Annotated in this window: 25 protein-coding genes; 15 read left to right on the top strand and 10 right to left on the bottom strand. The window is 46.2% G+C overall.

Features of this window, described 5'->3' with window-relative positions:
- Positions 1-2: 2 nt before the first annotated feature.
- The 13 genes from ABV409_RS15130 to ABV409_RS15190 all read left to right on the top strand — a co-directional run bounded on the left by ABV409_RS15130 (position 3) and on the right by ABV409_RS15190 (position 11,895).
- Positions 3-4,061 carry a DUF6443 domain-containing protein gene (locus ABV409_RS15130; RefSeq protein WP_353878463.1) on the top strand — a complete coding sequence of 1,353 codons (4,059 nt, stop codon included), beginning with the start codon at positions 3-5 and terminating at the stop codon, positions 4,059-4,061.
- Positions 4,062-4,625: a hypothetical protein gene (locus ABV409_RS15135; RefSeq protein WP_353878464.1), complete on the top strand. Its 564-nt coding sequence runs from the start codon at positions 4,062-4,064 to the stop codon at positions 4,623-4,625.
- A 205-nt stretch (positions 4,626-4,830) separates the two neighbouring features.
- The gene (locus tag ABV409_RS15140; protein WP_353878465.1) at positions 4,831-5,481 is read left to right on the top strand and encodes a hypothetical protein; all 651 of its coding nucleotides are present in this window, start codon (positions 4,831-4,833) and stop codon (positions 5,479-5,481) included.
- A gap of 228 nt (positions 5,482-5,709) precedes the next feature.
- Entirely contained in the window at positions 5,710-6,105 is a 396-nt protein-coding gene (locus ABV409_RS15145) for a DUF5071 domain-containing protein (protein WP_353878466.1), read from the top strand.
- A 341-nt stretch (positions 6,106-6,446) separates the two neighbouring features.
- Complete coding sequence (locus tag ABV409_RS15150) at positions 6,447-6,974, top strand: hypothetical protein (protein WP_353878467.1); 528 nt, start codon at positions 6,447-6,449, stop codon at positions 6,972-6,974.
- 202 nt (positions 6,975-7,176) lie between these two features.
- Positions 7,177-7,656: a hypothetical protein gene (locus ABV409_RS15155; protein WP_353878468.1), complete on the top strand. Its 480-nt coding sequence runs from the start codon at positions 7,177-7,179 to the stop codon at positions 7,654-7,656.
- 345 nt (positions 7,657-8,001) lie between these two features.
- Positions 8,002-8,388 (top strand): toxin-antitoxin system YwqK family antitoxin, encoded by a 387-nt coding sequence (locus ABV409_RS15160; protein WP_353878469.1) that lies wholly within the window; start codon positions 8,002-8,004, stop codon positions 8,386-8,388.
- A 159-nt stretch (positions 8,389-8,547) separates the two neighbouring features.
- Positions 8,548-9,111, top strand: a complete 564-nt coding sequence (locus tag ABV409_RS15165) for a Crp/Fnr family transcriptional regulator (protein ID WP_353878470.1) — start codon at positions 8,548-8,550, stop codon at positions 9,109-9,111.
- Positions 9,112-9,232: 121 nt separating this feature from the next.
- On the top strand, positions 9,233-9,631 hold the full coding sequence (locus tag ABV409_RS15170; protein WP_353878471.1) for a DoxX family protein: 399 nt from the start codon (positions 9,233-9,235) through the stop codon (positions 9,629-9,631).
- Between the two features lie 6 nt (positions 9,632-9,637).
- Entirely contained in the window at positions 9,638-10,495 is an 858-nt protein-coding gene (locus ABV409_RS15175) for a hypothetical protein (RefSeq protein WP_353878472.1), read from the top strand.
- 77 nt (positions 10,496-10,572) lie between these two features.
- The gene (locus ABV409_RS15180; RefSeq protein ID WP_353878473.1) at positions 10,573-10,776 is read left to right on the top strand and encodes a tautomerase family protein; all 204 of its coding nucleotides are present in this window, start codon (positions 10,573-10,575) and stop codon (positions 10,774-10,776) included.
- On the top strand, positions 10,773-11,516 hold the full coding sequence (locus ABV409_RS15185) for an SDR family NAD(P)-dependent oxidoreductase (RefSeq protein ID WP_353878474.1): 744 nt from the start codon (positions 10,773-10,775) through the stop codon (positions 11,514-11,516). The genes ABV409_RS15180 and ABV409_RS15185 overlap by 4 nt, the downstream gene beginning before the upstream one ends.
- A 10-nt stretch (positions 11,517-11,526) precedes the next feature.
- Positions 11,527-11,895 carry a nuclear transport factor 2 family protein gene (locus ABV409_RS15190; RefSeq protein ID WP_353878475.1) on the top strand — a complete coding sequence of 123 codons (369 nt, stop codon included), beginning with the start codon at positions 11,527-11,529 and terminating at the stop codon, positions 11,893-11,895.
- A gap of 84 nt (positions 11,896-11,979) precedes the next feature.
- Here the strand turns inward: ABV409_RS15190 and ABV409_RS15195 are convergent, their stop codons facing one another.
- The 9 genes from ABV409_RS15195 to ABV409_RS15235 form a co-directional block, all read right to left on the bottom strand.
- Positions 11,980-12,618, bottom strand: a complete 639-nt coding sequence (locus ABV409_RS15195) for a hypothetical protein (RefSeq protein WP_353878476.1) — start codon at positions 12,616-12,618, stop codon at positions 11,980-11,982.
- Between the two features lie 62 nt (positions 12,619-12,680).
- Positions 12,681-13,313: a Crp/Fnr family transcriptional regulator gene (locus ABV409_RS15200; protein ID WP_353878477.1), complete on the bottom strand. Its 633-nt coding sequence runs from the start codon at positions 13,311-13,313 to the stop codon at positions 12,681-12,683.
- On the bottom strand, positions 13,282-13,908 hold the full coding sequence (locus ABV409_RS15205; RefSeq protein WP_353878478.1) for a hypothetical protein: 627 nt from the start codon (positions 13,906-13,908) through the stop codon (positions 13,282-13,284). The genes ABV409_RS15200 and ABV409_RS15205 overlap by 32 nt, the downstream gene beginning before the upstream one ends.
- A 134-nt stretch (positions 13,909-14,042) precedes the next feature.
- Positions 14,043-14,531 carry a hypothetical protein gene (locus ABV409_RS15210; RefSeq protein ID WP_353878479.1) on the bottom strand — a complete coding sequence of 163 codons (489 nt, stop codon included), beginning with the start codon at positions 14,529-14,531 and terminating at the stop codon, positions 14,043-14,045.
- 3 nt (positions 14,532-14,534) lie between these two features.
- A complete protein-coding gene (locus tag ABV409_RS15215) occupies positions 14,535-14,993 on the bottom strand; it encodes a GyrI-like domain-containing protein (RefSeq protein ID WP_353878480.1) in 459 nt (152 codons plus the stop codon).
- 77 nt (positions 14,994-15,070) lie between these two features.
- Entirely contained in the window at positions 15,071-15,505 is a 435-nt protein-coding gene (locus ABV409_RS15220; protein WP_353878481.1) for a hypothetical protein, read from the bottom strand.
- Positions 15,506-15,555: 50 nt separating this feature from the next.
- Positions 15,556-16,263, bottom strand: coding sequence for an SRPBCC family protein (locus ABV409_RS15225; RefSeq protein WP_353878482.1), 708 nt, complete (start codon positions 16,261-16,263; stop codon positions 15,556-15,558).
- Between the two features lie 149 nt (positions 16,264-16,412).
- Positions 16,413-16,883, bottom strand: coding sequence for a carboxymuconolactone decarboxylase family protein (locus ABV409_RS15230; RefSeq protein WP_353878483.1), 471 nt, complete (start codon positions 16,881-16,883; stop codon positions 16,413-16,415).
- A gap of 84 nt (positions 16,884-16,967) precedes the next feature.
- Entirely contained in the window at positions 16,968-17,534 is a 567-nt protein-coding gene (locus ABV409_RS15235; protein ID WP_353878484.1) for a Crp/Fnr family transcriptional regulator, read from the bottom strand.
- A gap of 163 nt (positions 17,535-17,697) precedes the next feature.
- Between ABV409_RS15235 and ABV409_RS15240 the strand changes: the two genes are divergently transcribed.
- Both ABV409_RS15240 and ABV409_RS15245 read left to right on the top strand, forming a co-directional pair.
- Positions 17,698-18,273, top strand: coding sequence for a Crp/Fnr family transcriptional regulator (locus ABV409_RS15240; RefSeq protein WP_353878485.1), 576 nt, complete (start codon positions 17,698-17,700; stop codon positions 18,271-18,273).
- Positions 18,274-18,346: 73 nt separating this feature from the next.
- Positions 18,347-18,790 carry a DUF6326 family protein gene (locus ABV409_RS15245; RefSeq protein ID WP_353878486.1) on the top strand — a complete coding sequence of 148 codons (444 nt, stop codon included), beginning with the start codon at positions 18,347-18,349 and terminating at the stop codon, positions 18,788-18,790.
- Here ABV409_RS15245 and ABV409_RS15250 read toward each other — a convergent pair.
- A complete protein-coding gene (locus ABV409_RS15250) occupies positions 18,760-19,605 on the bottom strand; it encodes a hypothetical protein (protein WP_353878487.1) in 846 nt (281 codons plus the stop codon). The genes ABV409_RS15245 and ABV409_RS15250 overlap by 31 nt on opposite strands.
- Positions 19,606-19,650: the final 45 nt, after the last annotated feature.

Genomic DNA, 19,650 nt, shown 5'->3' on the forward strand with positions numbered 1-19,650 from the left:
AGATGAAAAAAATCGCAATATATATCGCCCTTTTTACCATCGGCTGGGGCCTCAACGCCCAAGTCGACCTACCTACCGGCACCTATACCGGTAACCAAGTCTATGAAGATGGCCAGAGCATCAGCATCAAACCGGTTACCCATATCGTACCGACATCGGGCAACAGCTTTGACATTCGTATCGTGCAAAGTGGGCCTTTTGCCGATACCAGACCAATCGCCGCCCCCTATACCGGTGTGGTATTGAGTAATGAGAACTATGTGTTCACCAGGGTATTCCAAACGCAAATGGACAGTTTTAACGAGAATGCGGCCCGTGAAAACGATGTGATCGAAAGCATCACCTATTTCGACGGTTTGGGCAGACCTGTGCAAACCATTGGGGTCAAAGCCAGTGGCAATGGCAATGACCTCCTGACCCATTTGGGATATGATGCCTATGGCCGCCAACAAAAAGAATGGTTGCCCATCGAAATGACCAGCGGTGGCCACGCTGCCTATCGCGGCGATCAAGAAAACGCCACGGCAAGTTTTTACGGCGCGTTCTCCATGTTTACGAACGATTTTACAGCTACGGCCAACGCGTATGCTGAAAAAGAATTCGAGGCCTCCCCTTTGAACCGGGTCTTGAAACAGGCGGCCCCGGGTACCGAATGGGCCTTGGGCAGCGGGCATGAGATCGAATTCGGGTATGCGACCAACGGTACTTCCGAAGTTCGGTATTTCGATGTGAGTACCTCGTTCGCGAACAATACTTTTACCCCAAGCTTGGTACAGAACGGCAGCTATTATTTGGTCGGCGAGCTGAGCAAAACCGTCACCAAAGATGAAAACCACGATGGGTCTAACACCAAACTGCACACCACCGAGAGCTTTGTCGATAAGCAGGGGCGCACCGTCCTGAAGCGAACTTACGCCTTGGTCGGTGGTAACGAAGAAGCGCATGATACCTACTATGTGTATGATGATTTCGGCAACCTGACCTATGTGATCCCCCCCAAGGTGACGGCGGCCAATGTGTCGAATACGGAGTTGGACGCTCTTTGTTACCAGTACAAATACGACCATCGCAACCGCTTGGTCGAAAAGAAAGTACCGGGTAAGGATTGGGAGTATATCGTGTACAACAAACTCGACCAACCGATCATGACCCAAGATGCCAACCAACGCGCGGCCAGCCCGAAAGAATGGTTGTTCACCAAATACGATGCCTTCGGCAGGGTAGCTTACACCGGTAAGACGTTCACCAATGACGGTCGGGTGGAGCTTCAGGGTTTTGCCGACGCCCATAGCGCCCAATTCGAAACCCAAGGAACGACGGCCTACGGTAATGCTGCCTATCCGACGAACAGCAACAATGAGGTATTGACCATCAATTACTATGGCGCGTATATCGATACCGACGGCATCTCGGTACCAGGGAGTACCTATGGTCAAAATATCACCAGTGACGTTAACGGGCTGCCCACGGTAAGCAAAGTCAAGGTTTTGGGCAGCACCGATTGGATCACCACCCTGACCGCCTACGACGATAAGGGTCGGGCGGTGTATACGCATTCAAAAAATGAGTATCTTAACACTGAAGATATCATCGCATCCAAACTCGATTTCGCAGGCAAAGTATTGGAAACCCAGAGCACACATAAAAAAACAGGCAAGGCGGATGTAGCCATCCATGACGTGTTCTATTATGATGATCAGGCCCGTTTGGTCAAACAGCAGCAAAGTGTCAACAATGCGGCCTATACGACCTTGCTACGCAACCACTATGATAGCTTGGGCCAATTGGTCAAGAAGCAGGTGGGTGACAACACCCAAGAACTCGATTATACCTACAATGTCAGGGGCTGGTTGCGTTCGATCAATGATGCCGATGCCAGCAATTCGGGGGTAACCTTAGGTGCTAGCGACCTTTGGGGTTTCAATATCAAATATACCGACCCCAACTTGGCCAACCAAGCCGAACCGCTCTACAACGGCAATATTTCAGAGGTAGCCTGGAAATCGGACCATGGGGTCAATAGTGAGTTCTTCTACCATTACATTTACGATGCCCTGAACCGGATCGTCGATGCCAAATTCGCCGGTAACGGCTGGTGGGACAGGTATCGCGTCTCGGGGATTACCTATGATAAAAACGGGAATATCGAAACCCTAGACCGTCGTGGCGCTACCAATGCGAGTGCTACCAGTTTCGATTGGATCGATCAACTGGATTATGTTTATGATTCAGGCAACCGATTGACCAAGGTTGACGATAATGCAGGCAGTTATGGGTTCAACGATCGGGTCACCCAATCGGTAGAATATACCTATGATGCCAACGGCAATATGAAGACCGATGCGAACAAACTGATCACCGACATCGACTACAACCATTTGAATTTGCCGACCCGGGTGGCTATCGATGGGGGTACCATCGACTATGTCTATGATGCCTTGGGCACCAAGTTGAAAAAAACCGTGAGTACGGGTGAGGTTACCGAATATGCAGGTGCTTACGTCTATGCCGGCAATGGCGCATCGACCGACTTGCAGTTTTTTAGCCAGCCCGAAGGCTATGTTCACCATGAAAATGGCAGTTTTCATTACGTATACCAGTATAAAGACCATTTGGGCAATGAGCGGCTGAGTTATGTCGATACTTCGAATACTAGTATCGACGACGATTATGAGACCGGAACCGATAATTGGGGCAACCCCAGTTCGGGCCATATCAACAATAATGACCAGCGTTTGAACCTGGCGGTGATCCATAGGTACGGTAGTACCGCCAAAACCATCGATATCACCCCCGGTGAACCGCTACGAATCGAATTCGATTTTGAGAACGGCGATATGGAAGTGCCGGTTTTTTATGTGCGGGAGTTCATCAATGGGGTCTTGGAAGACCTTGAGGATCGTGACCGTATCGTTGACATCAGTGATGGGCATCATGTGTTGGACCTCGCCTTGACCGGTGAAAAGGTACAATTGTATTTTGAAAAAGGTACGGGCATAGACGACGGCACCCTATCGCACTGTTATATCGATAATTTTAGGGTGACCAGCCCGGGCACCGAAATCGTCGAAGAAAACAACTACTACCCCTTTGGCTTAAAACACCGTGGCTACAACAACAGCGGGGCGACCTCCTTGGGTAACGATGTGGCACAGAAGTGGAAGTATAATGGAAAGGAATATAATGAGAGTTTGGGGTTGGAAATGTATGATTACGGATTTAGAAGGTATGACCCCGCTATTGCAAGATGGGTTAGCATGGATCCTCTGGCTGAGAAATATGAGACATTAAGTCCATATAATTATGTATCCAACAATCCTGTGAATGCCATTGATCCAGATGGAAGACTTATCGTTTTTGTGAATGGGTTAATCTTTGGAAAAGCAGCAGGTAGAAAGTTTGCATATAGAAATAATGCTTACAGATACCCGCCACCTAGAACAATATGGACCTCAGGTGAACCATACATGTTTGGTGAACAACTTGATTATTGGAAAGAGATTGACGATCAAATAATTGATTACTATAGGGATGATAATATTGCCTATATTAATGCTACCGATGACTTCACGTCACAAGCGTCGGATAGGTTTGCTCAAGGTCAGGTAAGCGGCCTAGAATTGATTGAAAAGCTTAAAAATGGGACTATACAATTAGAAAATGAAGAAACAATTAAAATTGTCGGGCATAGCCAAGGGGGTGCTTTTGCTGCAGGGATGTTATCAGAATTGGCAAATAGTGAGTTTTCTGACAGGTTAGAAATTGGTATATACCTAGCCCCACACCAACCTACAGAATTCTCTCACCCTGAAGGTGTATTTGGCGCTCAGTTTTCTACTGAAAGTGATCAGGTTTCTTCAAACGGAAAAAGAAGTGGCATAAAAGGAACCTTACTCCAATTATTCAATGGAGGATCGAAGTTGGGGGGAATTGAAGGTGTCGAACTTTTACACATAAGAAAGGAGCATAATGAAGGGTATAAAGGTCATTCAGTGCATACATGGACCTTAGAAAATATCATGAAAATTATAGATGATTATTTAAATGATAAAGAAAATTAAATGAACAATAAAAAATTAATGATTCTAATTAGTTGTATTACAATTATGATTTCATGTGCTGAGAAGGTAAAATTGACATCAGAAGAGCTCTTATGGATAGATGTCTATGTTGAAGGTGATGTATTGATTTTTCAAAATATTGATAACCTAAAAAAAGATACAGTTACAATAGTGAAAAAAGAGGTTTACCATCCAAAATATGACTGGATTCAAAATGATAAGTATCAACCTCAAGTAGCTCGTATTTGGAGTAAAGATGAAAATAATCAACTATCAGAGTTATTAGAAATTTGGAAAACAAATCCTGATGACAAAGCTTTTCCTTCTATAAAATACAAGAACTCCACCTTTATTACTAGATTTTCAGATTTTGAAATGAGCCACATCCAATCAATTGGCAATAAGTCCTTTGAAAGTGTTTATGTGTTCAATAAGGAGCTTAACCGGCATTTTAATATGGAAAAACATAGAAATCGGCCTCAATCGCTGTATTGGGATAAAGAGTACGGTATAATTAAATACGTTACCTTTAATGGTGAAATTTGGGAAAGGATAAATTGGTAATGTCCCAGCTGGCGCCTACCTCCAACGGGTGCAAAAACAAACCAAAGCCAACCCCTAGCGGTTGGCTTTTTTTATTCTAGGGGTATGCAGCAATCGGTTTTGAAAACGGGCCATTTCTGGTTTTGAGAATAGGTTGTTTTATCTTAGTCAATGCAGGAGTTGGAAACAAGCGCTTGAGGAGGAAAAGGTCATTATCATAAATAATATGAGCGGTAATTTAGATGATTTGATAAACAATATCGATTTTTTAGATAGCGAAGAATCGAAAATAAATGAAATTGAGCGAATTCTAAAGATTCTTGATTCATCTAAAATTGACAAGTATCAATTATTTTATCTCAAAGGTTTTTTATGGAATTTAATGCCTGTTGAAAGTGATGAAAGAGATTTTGAAGTTGAGAATAACCTTAAAAAATCGATTACCCTAAATGGTGACAACATTTATTCAAAAACGGAGTTAAGTTTTTTCTATTTTGACAAGAAAAAATATGAGAAAGTCGTTGAACTTTTGAAGGAATTAGATTTATCTTTTTTTGAACGAAATAATCAGTTATGGAAGAGTTTAAAGCTCCAAGAAATTCTAGCGGTTTCCGAATTATATATTTTAAAGTCATTTGATAAAGAGATTTCAGATAGGTTTCTTGAACTAATTTCATCCTATTCTTTTTTGCCAGAGGAAGAACTTGCTGTTCCAAGAGAATTAGTTTTTGGGATTTATGAAAATCGAGAAAAAAGTGGTGTAAAGTCAATTTTCAATAATGTTTATTCAATGATTACCAATACTGGCCAGCGTGAATTTTTCAGTGATGATATTAGGAAAAAGTTCATGATATTGATTTCCGAAGGTTATAGTTGACCTTCAACTGACGTCCGCTTTCGACGGGTGCCAAAACCAACCAAAGCCAACCCTAAGCGGTTGGCTTTTTTGATACAGTAATGTAATTAGCGGTTTTGATAAAGAGCGATAACTCATTTTGCAAAAGGGTTGTGGTATCTTGGTCAAAGCAGGCGTTGGAAACGAGCGCTAGCGGGGGAGAGCTGGACGGGTGCGGGCAGCAACAATTGAATAAAAAAATTGTGATCAATGAAAATTAAAAACATAGTTCCAAAAGATAAAGCGGATGTAGAGTTCATAAATGGGCTCTGCAAATATGGTATCGATGAAGTAAGAGAGGTTGTTCCAACGCTGCTAGCATCACTTCAAGACGGTAATTGGCCATGCGCCGGGCCAGTGGCGGATTATTTGGCAAAACATACAAATGAAATCTATAAAGAAATCCTTAACGTTCTGAGAGGAAATGATGAAACATGGAAATATTGGGTCGTGAAATTTTTAGTTCTACATTCTGAAGTAATTCCAAACTCTAAAATAATGCAGGTGGTGGAAAGAATTGCTTACTCACCAACAAAGCCTGAAAAAATTGAAGAAGTTGATGAGATAGCCTTGGAGGTAATCGATAAATATAAACCTGTTGATTAGTTCAGCTGGCACTCAACTCAGATGGGTGCCAAAACAAACCAAAGCCAACCCCTAGCGGTTGGCTTTTATTGCCTCGGAGAAAATAACGGTTTCGAAAATGAATAATAGCTCAATTTGAAATAGGGTTGTGGTATCTTGGTCAAAGCACTCGTTGGAAACGGGCGCTAACGGTGGGATATTAGTAATTCTGAAGGAAACAATATTACTAGAATTGTTTTAGGAGCCGGTAAGGCTGAGCATGGTGGTCAGAAAGTTTATTTTTATAAAAATGGTAAAGAAATCGTTTCATTCCCGTTGAGTAAATTCTTAACTATACCTGACTCTGAATAAAAAAAGAAACTATGAAAAGAAGAAGTTTGACCATTGTAATCTTGTTCGCAACGATATTAAATTCATTTTCACAAGAATATCCTGATGCAATACCTTTTAATGAAGTTTATCCAAACTCATTAAATAAATTCATTACGAAGCTTAATCTTCAGAAGGATGCCTTAGAATTAGACGGAAATAAAAAGGACTTTCGGCTTTCGGCGCAAATTGAAAAAATGTTGAAAAGGACGAAATATGTTCTTAATCAAGGCGAATTTGACCATAGCGTTATCGATCAAATTCCTTTTGGGCTAAAATTGATTGACAAGTTTGAATTAAGTAAAAAATTACGTTCTAATGATGATAACAGTATTATGGTATATAGAATAGGTACGATTAAGTTAACAAATGGACATATTTTAGTTCCAATAAGTATTGTCAACCCTAGTCTCGACAGTAATACTGGTTTGTTGATGTTTGAATCGAATGGAAATATTATCATAAACTATAAGTATGATTGTACAAAAGATGTTTTTTACTTTAACAAATTCGGTGATTAGATCCAAAGTATTCATCCATTTCAAGTTGAATCCATGACAAACCATAGCCAACCCTTAGCGGTTGGTTTTTTTTATGTAGTAATAGTAATAGCAGTTTTGAAAGAGGTGATACCTCATTTTGAAAAGCGGTTATGCTATCTTAGTCCGAGCACTCGTTGGAAATGTCTGCTAGTGGGGGGGTAATAATTAAAAGAAAGAACTAATGAAAAAAATATGTTTATTTCTATGTGGCTTTTCGGTTCTGATTTGTTTTTCACAGAATGAATATGAGTTGAGAGAAAGTCAATTAAGAAGATTAAAAACTGGACTAGACTACATTGAAAGATATGCAGACTCGTTAAACAAATTTGCATGTAATGGATGTAAAGTACTGCCTGAATTTTTTTATCAGTATGACTTTGATAAAAAAAATGGCCATTTAATACCTTCAGGATTACATTCATCTGTTTCATTGAGGAAACTCATAATTGATAAAATAGAAAACGAGTCATTGTTGAATGCAGTAGTAAAGAATAGAAATAAGAACCTTCGCAAGCGTACTAAATTACCCAAAAACAATTACCTTGGATATGTTCCAATACCCTTCCAAGAGTATAGTATGAAAGATTTAGTTAAGTTTCGTTTGCAGGAATTGATGAATGAGGAAAATATGGGAAAAAAGGCAACTAACTATCCTGATTAATTCGATATCCGCTCAGCGGTAGTTGTACTGCAAGCAGATTTAATGCAAAAGCCAGCACCTAGCTGGCGCCCGCATCTGACGGGTGCCAGAACAAACCAAAACCAACCGAATGGGTTGGCTTTTTTTTGAGATGCGCATATTTTGATTTTGAATACGAGCGATAGCTCGTTTTGCCAAGAGGTTGTTTTTCTTGGTCAAAGCAGGCGTCGGAAACGAGCGCTTGCGGGGGAACCTAATGCTAAAATAATAGTTGCTTTATAAATGGAAACGCTAATTCAACATTGTAGGCTGACATTCATTTTTTTTATACTGGGCGTGCTTACTGGCTCAAGTCAAAAACCAAGTATGATGGTCGAGTTTGACTCCCTTACCGGAGTTAAACGACAATTTGAGAATCAAGAGCTGATTATTACCAAAACCATGAAGGAAGGGAATGAGGATGGGTTGGTCGTTAGAATTGAAAATGGTAGACTAAAGTATCTGTTTGATTCCAAAAGTGGAAGACCTGAAGGATTTCTTATGAATTTTTATCCAAATGGTATGATAAAGAACCTAAGGGAAAATGATATTGATTCAGAAGGTCAATATATCGAATTCTATGACACTGGTCTTGTTAAAGAAATTGGGTACAGAAAACTTGGAAAAATGACCGGTTGGATATTTCGATATGATGAGAATGGTGATTTGGTTTCAAAAACCCGGTATCAATACGGTGAGAGAATCCAAGATTAAATCCCTACCAGCTGGCACCCACCCCCAACGGTTGCCTAAACCACCAAACCCTATATCCTTAACCCTTCTCCTTATCCCCATCACCTTTCACCCAACTCCCTTCACCCATTTCCCTTCTCCCAAATAAGCCCTATCTTTCCTTTAGAAAACAAACCCCTTTTGGATCATCCCTTACGCGCCCATATCGAAGCCCTGGTACCCCTTACCGATGAGGAGTTCGCCTTTATTCTAGGGCATTTCGAAACCGTGACCAGACGCAAACACCAGTACATCGTGCAAGAAGGGGAGGTGGTCAACAAAGAGTATTGGATCCTATCCGGTTGCGTCAAAAGCTATGTGCTCGATGAAAAAGGGAAGGAGCACATCCTCCGTTTTGCCATGGAGCATTGGTGGATCACCGATTACGAATCCTTCGTTAAACGAACCCCATCCAAGATCTATATCGATTGTATCGAAGATTGTGAGTTTTTGACCATTTCTTTTGAAAATCGGGACAAATTGACCGCAGAATTGCATAAAATGGAGCGTTTTTGGGCAAAAAAGAGCAAATACGGTCGTATTGCGTTACAGAATCGCATCCTATCCTTATTGAAACATAACGCCAAAGAACGCTATGAGCTGTTGCTAGAGCAATACCCCAAGCTTTTCCAACGCGTTCCCAAAAAGCTCATCGCCTCTTATTTAGGGGTGTCCCGAGAGACCTTGAGCCGCCTCGACGCCTAGTCCATTCCCTCTTTTCGACAACTCAAGTGTGACATAGGTCACACGAAAACAGTGCGTTAACTCCTTAGCTAGGCGAGTTCTACCCAGCATCTTTGTGGTATTGATTTTAAAACCATTACAGATGAAAACAATTGAAACAAAAACGGACCTCGGCCTCTTGGCCTTGAGGGTATTGGTTGCCGGACTGCTCATTTTCCATGGGATCGGTAATTTGTTGAACGGCTATGCTTTTATCAAAAGCATGATGGCCCAATCCGGGCTGCCTGAATTTATGGCCTACGGGGCTTTCCTTGGTGAAATCGTCGCCCCGGTATTCATGATTTTGGGGTACAAGGTACGCCTAGCCAGTCTTTTGGTCGCAGGTACCATGTTGGTGGCCATTTTCACCACCCATTTGGGCGATGTGTTCAGCCTGAACCAATTCGGGGGTTGGGCCATCGAATTGCAGGCTTTTTACCTCTTCGGGGCCCTAGTGGTCTTTTTGGTCGGGGCAGGAAACTATGCCATCCTAGCAAAATAGCCGCGGGTGGGGTTCACTAGATACCAAAGTGTGTTAAGGGGCGGTCTGTTCTGGTTGCTGGGTATACTGGCTGCGCAAGCACAGCTCGAAGCCCTTCCCTTAGGGGATGGGGTCACCATCGACCGCCTTTATGCCGGACTGCATGCCCAAACCGCGTTTTGGGAATCCACAGCCGATCGACAGTCTCCAAGCTCATTTCGGGCCGGGGCTTTGGTCAGCCTATGGGTAGTACCCGAACAATTGAAATTCCGGTCGTTTGGGGTGGTCGACCTCAGGTCGGGAAGGGCGATCAACACTTTTGAAAGTTTCGAACTCCAATGGGTCCTGCATCCGAAGTGGACGCTGAAAGTAGGCCGTATGGCCACCCCGACTACCGAACTGCGGCCGAATCCGACTACCTGGCAAAGTCAGGTCGAAACCGAGACCGAAGCGCAACTCATCGGGGGGCGAAGAGGTGCGAAGTTGCACCATCAATGGGGTCCACAGGCCAGTGTAACCTACGGTTTCTATGACCATGGTGGCGGATTGTTCCACCACCTCCAATTCAAAAAAGGGGCGATCGCCTTGACCGGGTATACGGATGGAAAGAGCTGGTTGACCGCTGCCCGTTGGGATGGACCTTTAGGGCACTATGTGGGAGTCCTTAGCCCGGAAACCCTGGCTTTTTCGGCGATCGTTCCTGTACGCACCCATTATCAGCTGGTAGTGGATATGGGCTATGGACTAGCGGAAAATCAATTGGACTTCGGGCATTGGGGACTGAGACGGTCGTTTCGTTCTGAACAACTTGGGCGTGGCTTTTTCAGCCTCATGTTCGATCGGAACACGGAGACCCTACAAGGCGGCTTCTTCTTACACCTTTAACTGACGAAGAGGCTTGCACATTAAATGAAATCGGGAATCCAAGAGGGATTCCAACTTTAATCTTTAATACGAATCGCATGCCATTTATCAACATCAAGGTTACCGATGAAGGCGTAACCAAAACGCAAAAGCGCTTATTGATCGAAGGGGCGACCCAATTGGTCGTCGAGGTGCTCCAAAAGCATCCTGAAACCACCCATGTGGTCATTGACGACGTCCCGATCGACAATTGGGGCGTGAACGCAAAGCAATATTCAAATTCATCAAAATTCAAAAAATGAGAAACAAAACAGTCATCGTGACCGGTGCATCTACCGGTTTAGGAAAGGCCATCGCGGCTTATTTTATCGAACGCGGCAGTAAGGTCGTCATGAACTCGGCCAACGAAGGCCGTCTACAAACCGCCTATCGCGATTTGGGGTCACCGGACAATGCCATCTATTTGGCGGGTGATATCAGCAAAAAGGAAACCGGAAAACAATTGGTCGCCATGGCCCTGGCCACCTTTGGCAGTGTCGACGTCTTGATCAACAATGCCGGGGTTTTTGCCCCCAAACCCTTTTTGGAGGTGACCGAAGCGGAATTGGACCATTTTCATGGCATCAACCTCAAAGGCACCTTTTTTACCACCCAAGCGGCCGTTGCCGAAATGATCCAACAGGAAAGCGGGGTGGTCATCAATGTCGGTACGGTCTTGGTCGACCATGCCATAGGGGGCTTTCCGGCTACGGCCCCGATCAGTAGTAAAGGCGGCATACATGCCTTGACCCGACAATTGGCCGCAGAATTCGGAAAACACAACATCCGGTTCAATACCATATCCCCTGGGGTTATCCGTAGTCCGTTGCAAGCCAAGATCGGGGTAGCGGATGCCGATAGTTTGGCCGGACTACACCTGCTGAACCGTATCGGGGAAGCCGAAGAGATCGCCGAAACCGCTTATTATTTGGCCGCTGCCGATTTTGTAACTGGAGAAACCCTTAACGTCGCGGGTGGCCATACGGTCGGCCACGCCCTTTAAATCCACCACCATGTTCGAAAATGATGCACAACCTATAACAAAGCTCATCCAGGCGTATTTTCAGGGCATTTATGCCGGTGATATCGCCCTATTGCGGAGCTGTTTTCATGAAAACGCCTTTCTCTATGGCGATATCAATGGTGCTCCGTATGAAAAAGGGCAGGAAAGTTACCTCGATGGGGTGGCCCAACGGGAAAGCCCATCAGCATTGGGTGAAGATTTTGAAATGCGGATCCTCAGTATCGAGGTATTGGGTAAGATGGCTTTGGTCAGGGCCCAAGTACCGATATATGGGTTCAATTATTACGACTTTCTTTCGCTATCGGAAATCGATGGGCAATGGAAGATCGTCAACAAGCTCTTTACCCATCGCGAGTAATGGGATCATAGCACGGGTCGAAGACACGCGCTATTCTTAGAAATGGAAAAAAGCCAACCCGTCATTGGGTTGGCTTTGGTTTGTTTAGCTCTGGTGGAAGCGGTAGACCATGAAACCGGAGACCAAGATCCATATCGAGAAGCTAAAGACGAACAATCGAAAACCGAAAAGGCTGGTAAAGGCAAAGCCCAAAACCAGACCGATCACGGATACCCCGACAATACCCAGGGCCAAATAGCCCGTCCATTTCCCTACAAATGGGGAACGTAATAGGGCCAAGGCATAAAAACACATGGCGACGCAAAGGGCGATGATGAAGACATAGTCCAAGGCTTTGTTCACTGCAAAACCATAGCTGACAATAAGCTTCATTTGTGCGATTTCGACCGGATCAACGGGGTCGTGCCCTGCTAAGAAACTCGGCAAGACCAAGCCATTGAACAGGGCCGCCAAAAACGCGGCAAAAAGACCGAATGCAGCCACGATTAGGGCCAAAGTGGCGAGATGCCGTTTTTCGCCCAGCAAGCGGGTTAGGCCATAAAATCCGAAGAGCATAAAAGGCAGGCATGAAATGGCCAGGGCATGGGTAAAGATGAGGGGTTTGGCGATGGCACGAATGTGATCGAAATCGCCGCCTACGGGGTGCAGGGCCATGGTCACCATGGCCAATACCGACCCTACGATCAGCGAAAGGCCGGTGCTTTTGTAAAAATGTGGGTTCATTTGCTTTGTTTTTTGTAGGCACAAAGATCAATGCAACCCAAGACATTCACACTTGATTTGGATCAAGGATCCCGCAATAGTTTCTTTCGGGCACGGCTTAAGGTTTCCGGGGTCATGTTCAAATAGGAAGCGATCATTTTTTGAGGAAAGCCCTGCAGCAGTTCGGGGCGTTTTTCGAGGATGTAGCGATACTGCTCCGTCGGATTGGCACATTGTTGTAGTTGTTCCCGTTCGCTAGGTTGGATGTCGAGGATCTGCCCCAATTTGAAAAATCCGGGGGTTCGGGCGATCAACCCATGCACGGCGTCGATCGTCAATTCGTAGAGGGTACAGTCCGAATAAGCCTTTACCTCGTATTCGGAAGGCGCTCGCGAAACGAAACTTTGCTGTTGAATGACCCAATCACCTGCCGCATGCAATGCCACGACCTGCTCTTCCATTGCACTATCGAAGCGGTATTGGTAGCAATGGCCCGAAAGCAGGAACCAGAGCTTTGAAGCGATGGCCCCCTGCTGTAACAATACCGTTCCCTTGGCAATGGTGCGTCGGGTCAAGACAGCTTCGAGTAGGGCTTGTTCCGATTCGGTTACAATGCCATAGCGTTCGATATTCGCTTTGAATAGGGTTTCCATAGGTGTTCGTACTTTAGGTCCGCTCGCGGAATCATAGGGTCCGTTTTCGGCGTTTGCTTTCATTGCGCAGGCCTAAGATCAAGCCGATCAATCCAATCCCCATACAGCCCAAAAGCCAGAAAAAGATATCGTATTTGTTGACCAACAAGCGGTACCCAAAGGTAAAACAGAACAGCAAAACCCCGACCAAGGTCCAAAGACCGTCATGCTCCATACGGATCTGGGTTTCCAATACCGGGGTTCTGTTGACCAGTACCCTGAGCGTCGGCCACTCCCAGACGAGCAACATCAAATTGGCCAAGACCATCAGTCCGGTGACCACAGGGGTGTAATTGAAGTCGTAAGACAAGGTAATCACAAAGATGTTCACGCTGATGGGCAAAAAGGCCACGGCCCCCAGGCGCGCATATTTTTGGGTCATGAGAAGCCCCCCTGCCACTAATTGTCCGATGCCGATGAATTGCCAGTACAAGCCTGACTGATAGAGGGTTTCAAAAAAGTGCCAGGCCGTATCGATTGGGTTTTCGGCCCCACTGGCCGAGGTAAACCGAAGCCCTTTGATCTTGATCAGGCTGGCGAAAACGAAGGTACCCCCGATGAGGTAGCGGGTGTAAATGACGAAAAGTTGTACGAGGCGGTGTTGTTTGATCCGTTGCATGGCGTGGCTGTTTTACGGGACGGTATCCCGAAAAATAGGACGATGGTATCGGCACATTGTTTCAATTCAAGTGATAAATTATTCCCGAAGTCATTCACTATGCGCTCGGGATACCCCCTTGATAAAGCTGGGGATTATTCGGAAGGAACTTGGGCATACCACCCGATGGGATGCCGAAAACTACTGGGCGCCCGGGTGATAACGGTATCTTTTATATAGTCATGGCCTACGCTGCTAATGGTGCCGTTGGTACCCAAAATCCAATAGGAGTGGGAAGGTAGCAAGGTCATGCTCAGTGTATCGCTGGTCAAATCGGGCCGTTGGGCCAAAAAGGGAGTGATTTGGGCAAACACCTCTTTGCCATTGGCGATGGTCATGAATTCCGCATCCACAAGGTGCTCGACGCTTTTGGTGGTGTCGCTTTGACGTCTAGAGGCCCAGCCCACACGAATGGGGCCTCCTTGACGAACGGCTTCCAATAGGGCGTTTTTATCCCCTTCAAGGGTTTGACCATGACGGTCGTTTTTATAGACCAAACGCCATTCTTGGGCGGTCTTGTTCGCTTCGGGCCGGCAACTGCATAGGCATCCGATGATGACCCATAGGAGGATTCGATAGTACATAGGTTAGGGGTTTTTTATGGATAGGAAGGTCTCGACTTCGGCCTGGTCACCGTCGAAGTATTTCTTACCGTGAACCGTGAAATCGGCGCGGTAGGCCCTGTTCAAGGTCGCATCGTTCTGCCAGATGTCCATCCAAGTAGCCAAAATAGCCTGGGGCATGGGCCCTTTGGAGACGAATTTTTCATACGTATCCCTGGCAATGCGGTGGGCGACCATCCCTTCCGGCACCTCTTCCACCGAACTGACGGCACAACCGATGATCATGGTATAGGCGCCTTGGTAGTCGCTTTCGTAGTCGGTATATACCGCATAGATCTCCTCATTGAGGGCGTTCGGTATCTTGTTTTGGATTTCTTCCCCCCAAAATCGACCCCAGAGGCGTTCGACATCCACAGCGGATTGTCCGTTGGCATTGGTCGTTCGGGTACTGATCCCAATGATATCAAAGGCTTCGATTTCCATAGGTGTCGGTTGTTTTTATGGTTCGTTTTGGCTTGTTGTACGTTCTTCCAAAAAGCATTTGCTTCGTTTGTATAAGCTTACAAGCTCAAATCGGTTTCACCATCGATCAAGTTGATATGGCAGCAATCAGTGCCCACGGTATACATCGCGCTGATGACGGCTTGTCCATTGACAAAGCCCGTAAATTGCAATTCGGTTTCTTGCAACAGCCCGAGTACCCCATCTTCGATCAGCGGATACTGTCCGGTTTCACGGGCATTGTCCCATTCACTATCCGAGAGGGTCAAGGTCAGTTCATTTCCCGATTGGCGTTCCAGGACTTGAATTGCATCCAAGGCCACCGGTTCTTGGGTCGCATCGGAAACACGGATGATGATCCGCCGCAATTCCAAGGTGCAAAACGTGTCTTGACATTCCGCAATGGTATCACCACCATCGTCTGAACCACATGCGAGGAAGCTCAAGGATAGGAGTAACAGGAATAGGGAGTGAGGGGTAGGTCGTAGTTTCATAAGAAGTATAAAAATAAGGATTAGCAGCGCATCAATTCGTTAAAGGAATCTTATAAACTGCGCGGATTGGATTGTTTTTGGTTTTCGGAAACGGTCTGTCGCAGCTCGCGATACGCCTTTTTCAAATAGGTGACCACCATCGTGTGGGCCAACCACAGCGGCATGCCCTTTAGATCAAAGCGAATGGTCTGGGTCATTCGACTCGACTCCTGGTCAAGGGCGGTAAATTGCACGGCCCCTTCGAAACGTTCTACCCGTTTCCAGCGCCTATCGGTGTTTGTGGTACAGTCGGGCCAAGCGGTTTCCCAACGCAGGCCTTGGTTTGCATTATCCGCTTTGGTCCGCGTATATCGCACACACAATTCAGTATCCCGGAAGGGAAAGGACTCCTTATGGGTCATATAGACCAACAACGCACTGTCGTTTTTCCGCTGCAGATCATAGATGGGATACTCCTTCGAAGCAGGAGCACCGGCCTTGGCATGTATGGCCTCCTCGAAACCTAGCAAGGCTTGTTTTGGGGTCAACCCGATTTGGCCGGAGATACGGTATTCCCATTCCCGTTTGCCCAATTGCCTTCGTGCTAAAGTGATCGATCCTTCCTCCTTTGACTTGTTTGAGATCGCTTGCCATTCGGTACGTTCCCATGCAGCGATGCTTTGGTTGCGGCCAGTGGCACAGCTCCCCATCGACAAGGCCAGTATGCCTGCCAATATCAAACCAAAGGTACGTGCGATTTTGGATTGTATCGTCTCCATAGTGTCTATTTGGAAAGGCAAAACTAGGAGCGGTTTTCATGGATGACATTGACCTAAATCAAGAAATCGGACAGCCTGCTCTGGCTGCCCGAATTCGTTCTGGAATATATGTAGGATTGGGTGTATTGTCCAATTCCAGCTCCTATTGCCTAATCGACCTGTTCGGCGTATTGGTTGACCTGGTAGTTGCCCGGTTCGAATTTGAAGGTCTTCATCAAGAAGGTCCAACTGTTGATCTGTGAGATGGCCAAAGTCAAGAAGCAGATCTCGGCTTTCGAGAAATGGGCGGTCAAAGGTTGGTACACGCCATCGTCCAAAGGCCGATCCCCACCGGTGGTCAAGGCATCTGTAAATCGGAGCACGGCCCGTTCTTTTTCCGTAAAGTAGGGGGTTGCTTCCCAAATGCTAAGGGAAGAAAGCCGCAGTTCCGATTCACCCAAATGCCGCAGTTCTTTGTGGTGCATATCAACACAGTAGGCGCAGCCATTGCGCTGGGCCACCCGTAGACGCAGTAACTCCAATAGCGGGGTTTCCAAAGTGGAGGAATTGATGAACTTTTCCAGTTCCATTAAACGGTCGAACAGTCCCTCGGGAATATCCTGATAGAAAATACGTTGCATAATGTTGCTTTTGATAATGAATAAGGGACAAAGGTATCAGGCAGGGCAATGCTACTTCTTAAGCTGTCTTAAGAAATGAAGGGGTCACTTTTTCCGTAGCTCGCTGAGGTATTCGGGACTCATATCGAGGTAAGAAGCAAGCATGTATTGGGGAATGCGTTGTACGAAACCCGGCAGTTCCTTCATGATCATGGCATAGCGTTCTTGACTGCTCTTACGGAGGTAATGGTAATGACGGCGTTGGAGGGCCACCATACGCCGTTCGGCGATGATCCGGAACAACCGATCGATCCCTGGAATTTCACGACTTGCGGTTTCCAGTTCATCAAAGCTGATCGCCCACAGCTCGGTTTCTTCCAAGGCTTGGATGTTCACACTTGCAGGCTGTTGTAGACTGAGCCCCTCGATATCGGTGAGCCACCAACGCTCAATGGCGAAGCTGGTGATCACTTCCTTGCCTTTCTCGTCGGTAAAATACGAACGAAGCAACCCTTTTCGAATAAAAAAGTAATGCCGGCAACGTTGCCCTTCTTTCAAGAGGTAGGCCTTTTTTGCTAGGCTACGAGCTTTAAAATACCCGCAAAACCGTTCGATATCGCGTTCGGATAGGGGGACTTTGGCGGTGATATACGTCTTGAGATCTTCGTACATAAAATAGCATGCATCGGTGCCCAACGGAAGGAAACCAGTAACAAAACTAGTTAAAATGCGGTTTCGACTACAGGGCGAGTGTCCCATTCAACAGGTTGGGGGCTTGGCATCCCCCTTAAATCCCTAATTTTGTCCCTTCATCAATCCAAAAAAAGGAAGCGCTATGGACCATGCCATCATCGAGTTCCTATCCCGATACATCACCTTGACAGCGGCCGAGAAAGCCTATATCGAAAAACAGAACGTCATCCAGTACTATGCAAAAGGCAGTAAACTCCTCTCTGAAGGGGAACGGGCGAGGGAATGTTATTTCGTATTAAAAGGCTGTGTGTATAGCTATTATTTGAGGGATGGCGATCTTAAGGTGACCGATTTTTTTACCGAAGGGCAACCCATAACCCCGACCAGCTATGTCGACAAGGTGCCATCGGCCTATTTCTTGGAATGTGCCGAAGATACGATCCTGGCCTTGGCCAATGAAGAACGGAATGCCGAGTTGATGCGCAACCTACCCCGTTTGGCGACGATCAGTGGCCAAGTCATGCAAGATCAAATGAACTTGCAGCGCTTGAAATACGATGAGATGATCCGCTTGACCCCGGAAGAGCGTTATCGCAAGCTTCAAGATCAGGCTCCTGGATTGTTGAATCGGGTGCCACAGTACCTGATCGCCAGTTTTTTGGGCATCCAACCTGAAACCCTCAGCCGCATTCGCAAACGATTGGTGGGTAAAGCCTGACCGTTCTTGATCCAAATCAATGTGCATGGGATCGACATGGTGGATTTTTGTCGGGAATTCAAATCCAAAACCCATGGACGATCGACGCCAACTACTTTCCACTTTATGGATTTTCGTCTTATTGCATATGGTATTTCGCGATCTGCACCAATTCGGAAACCAGGCCTTCGTTGCCGACATGCTGCGGGGCGAAGCCAACGGTATCAAAATCACCGAAGGATTGATGGTGGTGGGCTGGCTGATGATCGAGATTCCGTTGATGATGGTTTTGTTGTCAAAATACCTTCCTCCGAAACCCAATGCCTATACCAATGGTTTCGCGGCCCTGTTTACCCTATTGATCCTGCTTTCGGGCCTGGCGACCGCTGATTTGGATGATTGGTTTTTCACCCTGGTCGAAGTCGCGAGCTTATTGTACATCATAAGCATCGCGCGAAAGCTATTGCGGGATCACGCTATGCATCGGAATGCTAAAGCCACCCAGGGTTATTCGGATTCCGGTTTGGAGAAGCCGTAGTGTTTCAATCCTGAAATCGGATATAAGCGCTCTCTATCAAAACTGTCGAAGCGGTACTCGTCCATAGAAAAACTGTAGACCTTTCGGTCTTTGGGTTTCGGGGTTTTGAACTGGATGGTGATCTGGCTCGGGAGGTAGGCACCTACCTCCGTTTTGGCGCGCTCGTACCGGGCCGTGGCATGCTGCAAGCCTTTCGGCATCGCCAAGAAGAAATCATTGATGGTCACTTCCAAAAGATCGATAAACCGGGTCTCGGGATGGATGTAGACCAACATGCGGTCGTAGGTTTTGTTCGGGGACTCGGATCCCCAGGTGACATAAACGGTGTCATAGGCGATATCGTCTAGGATTTGGGTTCCGGCATAGCGGATGATCTCGGCTTGAGGAAGGTGCATCGGGGCTTCGATCAGATAGTGGTAGGTGGCCAGCCCCCATAAATACCGGTCGTGTTCGTGTCTTTTCAAGTAATCGCTGTCGCGTTCCGTTTTGTACCCCTCCCAAGACTGTAGGCCTTGGATGGTCCCTTTTTTTCGACCGCTGAGGTATTCGACCTGACCGTCGAAACTGTTGGTCGCGAACCGAAGCTGTAAGTTTTCTTTGTTGTTACCCGGAAAGGCGTTCATCGGCATGAGCAGCCAGAAGCCCTTCCAATCGAAAACGGTTCGGGCCTCATAGACTTGGGTTTGGGCCAATCGGTCATAGCCCATGGCCTTCTTGGCCGTTTCGAGCAATGCTTTGCCCCGCTCTTCCAAATTCTCCGGGTTTTCGGCCATATAAGGCGTGCGCAGGTCTACCGATTTGCAGGACATTCCCATTAGGGACAACGTCAATATCAAAAAAGGTATTGATTGTTTTAGGGT

Source organism: Flagellimonas algarum (assembly GCF_040513375.1).
Lineage (GTDB): Bacteria > Bacteroidota > Bacteroidia > Flavobacteriales > Flavobacteriaceae > Flagellimonas_B > Flagellimonas_B algarum.

What these genes read in the sequence shown, in the direction of transcription:
- ABV409_RS15230 (WP_353878483.1), bottom strand. Translation starts at nt 16,883, where the DNA reads ATGCAACGTATTTTCTATCAGGATATTCCCGAGGGACTGTTCGACCGT.
- ABV409_RS15190 (WP_353878475.1), top strand. Translation starts at nt 11,527, where the DNA reads ATGTTCGAAAATGATGCACAACCTATAACAAAGCTCATCCAGGCGTAT.
- ABV409_RS15240 (WP_353878485.1), top strand. Translation starts at nt 17,698, where the DNA reads ATGGACCATGCCATCATCGAGTTCCTATCCCGATACATCACCTTGACA.
- ABV409_RS15155 (WP_353878468.1), top strand. Translation starts at nt 7,177, where the DNA reads ATGAAAAAAATATGTTTATTTCTATGTGGCTTTTCGGTTCTGATTTGT.
- ABV409_RS15195 (WP_353878476.1), bottom strand. Translation starts at nt 12,618, where the DNA reads ATGAACCCACATTTTTACAAAAGCACCGGCCTTTCGCTGATCGTAGGG.
- ABV409_RS15210 (WP_353878479.1), bottom strand. Translation starts at nt 14,531, where the DNA reads ATGTACTATCGAATCCTCCTATGGGTCATCATCGGATGCCTATGCAGT.
- ABV409_RS15235 (WP_353878484.1), bottom strand. Translation starts at nt 17,534, where the DNA reads ATGTACGAAGATCTCAAGACGTATATCACCGCCAAAGTCCCCCTATCC.
- ABV409_RS15135 (WP_353878464.1), top strand. Translation starts at nt 4,062, where the DNA reads ATGAACAATAAAAAATTAATGATTCTAATTAGTTGTATTACAATTATG.
- ABV409_RS15170 (WP_353878471.1), top strand. Translation starts at nt 9,233, where the DNA reads ATGAAAACAATTGAAACAAAAACGGACCTCGGCCTCTTGGCCTTGAGG.
- ABV409_RS15200 (WP_353878477.1), bottom strand. Translation starts at nt 13,313, where the DNA reads ATGAAAGCAAACGCCGAAAACGGACCCTATGATTCCGCGAGCGGACCT.
- ABV409_RS15250 (WP_353878487.1), bottom strand. Translation starts at nt 19,605, where the DNA reads ATGGGAATGTCCTGCAAATCGGTAGACCTGCGCACGCCTTATATGGCC.
- ABV409_RS15150 (WP_353878467.1), top strand. Translation starts at nt 6,447, where the DNA reads ATGAAAAGAAGAAGTTTGACCATTGTAATCTTGTTCGCAACGATATTA.
- ABV409_RS15225 (WP_353878482.1), bottom strand. Translation starts at nt 16,263, where the DNA reads ATGGAGACGATACAATCCAAAATCGCACGTACCTTTGGTTTGATATTG.
- ABV409_RS15220 (WP_353878481.1), bottom strand. Translation starts at nt 15,505, where the DNA reads ATGAAACTACGACCTACCCCTCACTCCCTATTCCTGTTACTCCTATCC.
- ABV409_RS15140 (WP_353878465.1), top strand. Translation starts at nt 4,831, where the DNA reads ATGAGCGGTAATTTAGATGATTTGATAAACAATATCGATTTTTTAGAT.
- ABV409_RS15160 (WP_353878469.1), top strand. Translation starts at nt 8,002, where the DNA reads ATGATGGTCGAGTTTGACTCCCTTACCGGAGTTAAACGACAATTTGAG.
- ABV409_RS15130 (WP_353878463.1), top strand. Translation starts at nt 3, where the DNA reads ATGAAAAAAATCGCAATATATATCGCCCTTTTTACCATCGGCTGGGGC.
- ABV409_RS15145 (WP_353878466.1), top strand. Translation starts at nt 5,710, where the DNA reads ATGAAAATTAAAAACATAGTTCCAAAAGATAAAGCGGATGTAGAGTTC.
- ABV409_RS15245 (WP_353878486.1), top strand. Translation starts at nt 18,347, where the DNA reads ATGGACGATCGACGCCAACTACTTTCCACTTTATGGATTTTCGTCTTA.
- ABV409_RS15205 (WP_353878478.1), bottom strand. Translation starts at nt 13,908, where the DNA reads ATGCAACGGATCAAACAACACCGCCTCGTACAACTTTTCGTCATTTAC.
- ABV409_RS15185 (WP_353878474.1), top strand. Translation starts at nt 10,773, where the DNA reads ATGAGAAACAAAACAGTCATCGTGACCGGTGCATCTACCGGTTTAGGA.
- ABV409_RS15215 (WP_353878480.1), bottom strand. Translation starts at nt 14,993, where the DNA reads ATGGAAATCGAAGCCTTTGATATCATTGGGATCAGTACCCGAACGACC.
- ABV409_RS15180 (WP_353878473.1), top strand. Translation starts at nt 10,573, where the DNA reads ATGCCATTTATCAACATCAAGGTTACCGATGAAGGCGTAACCAAAACG.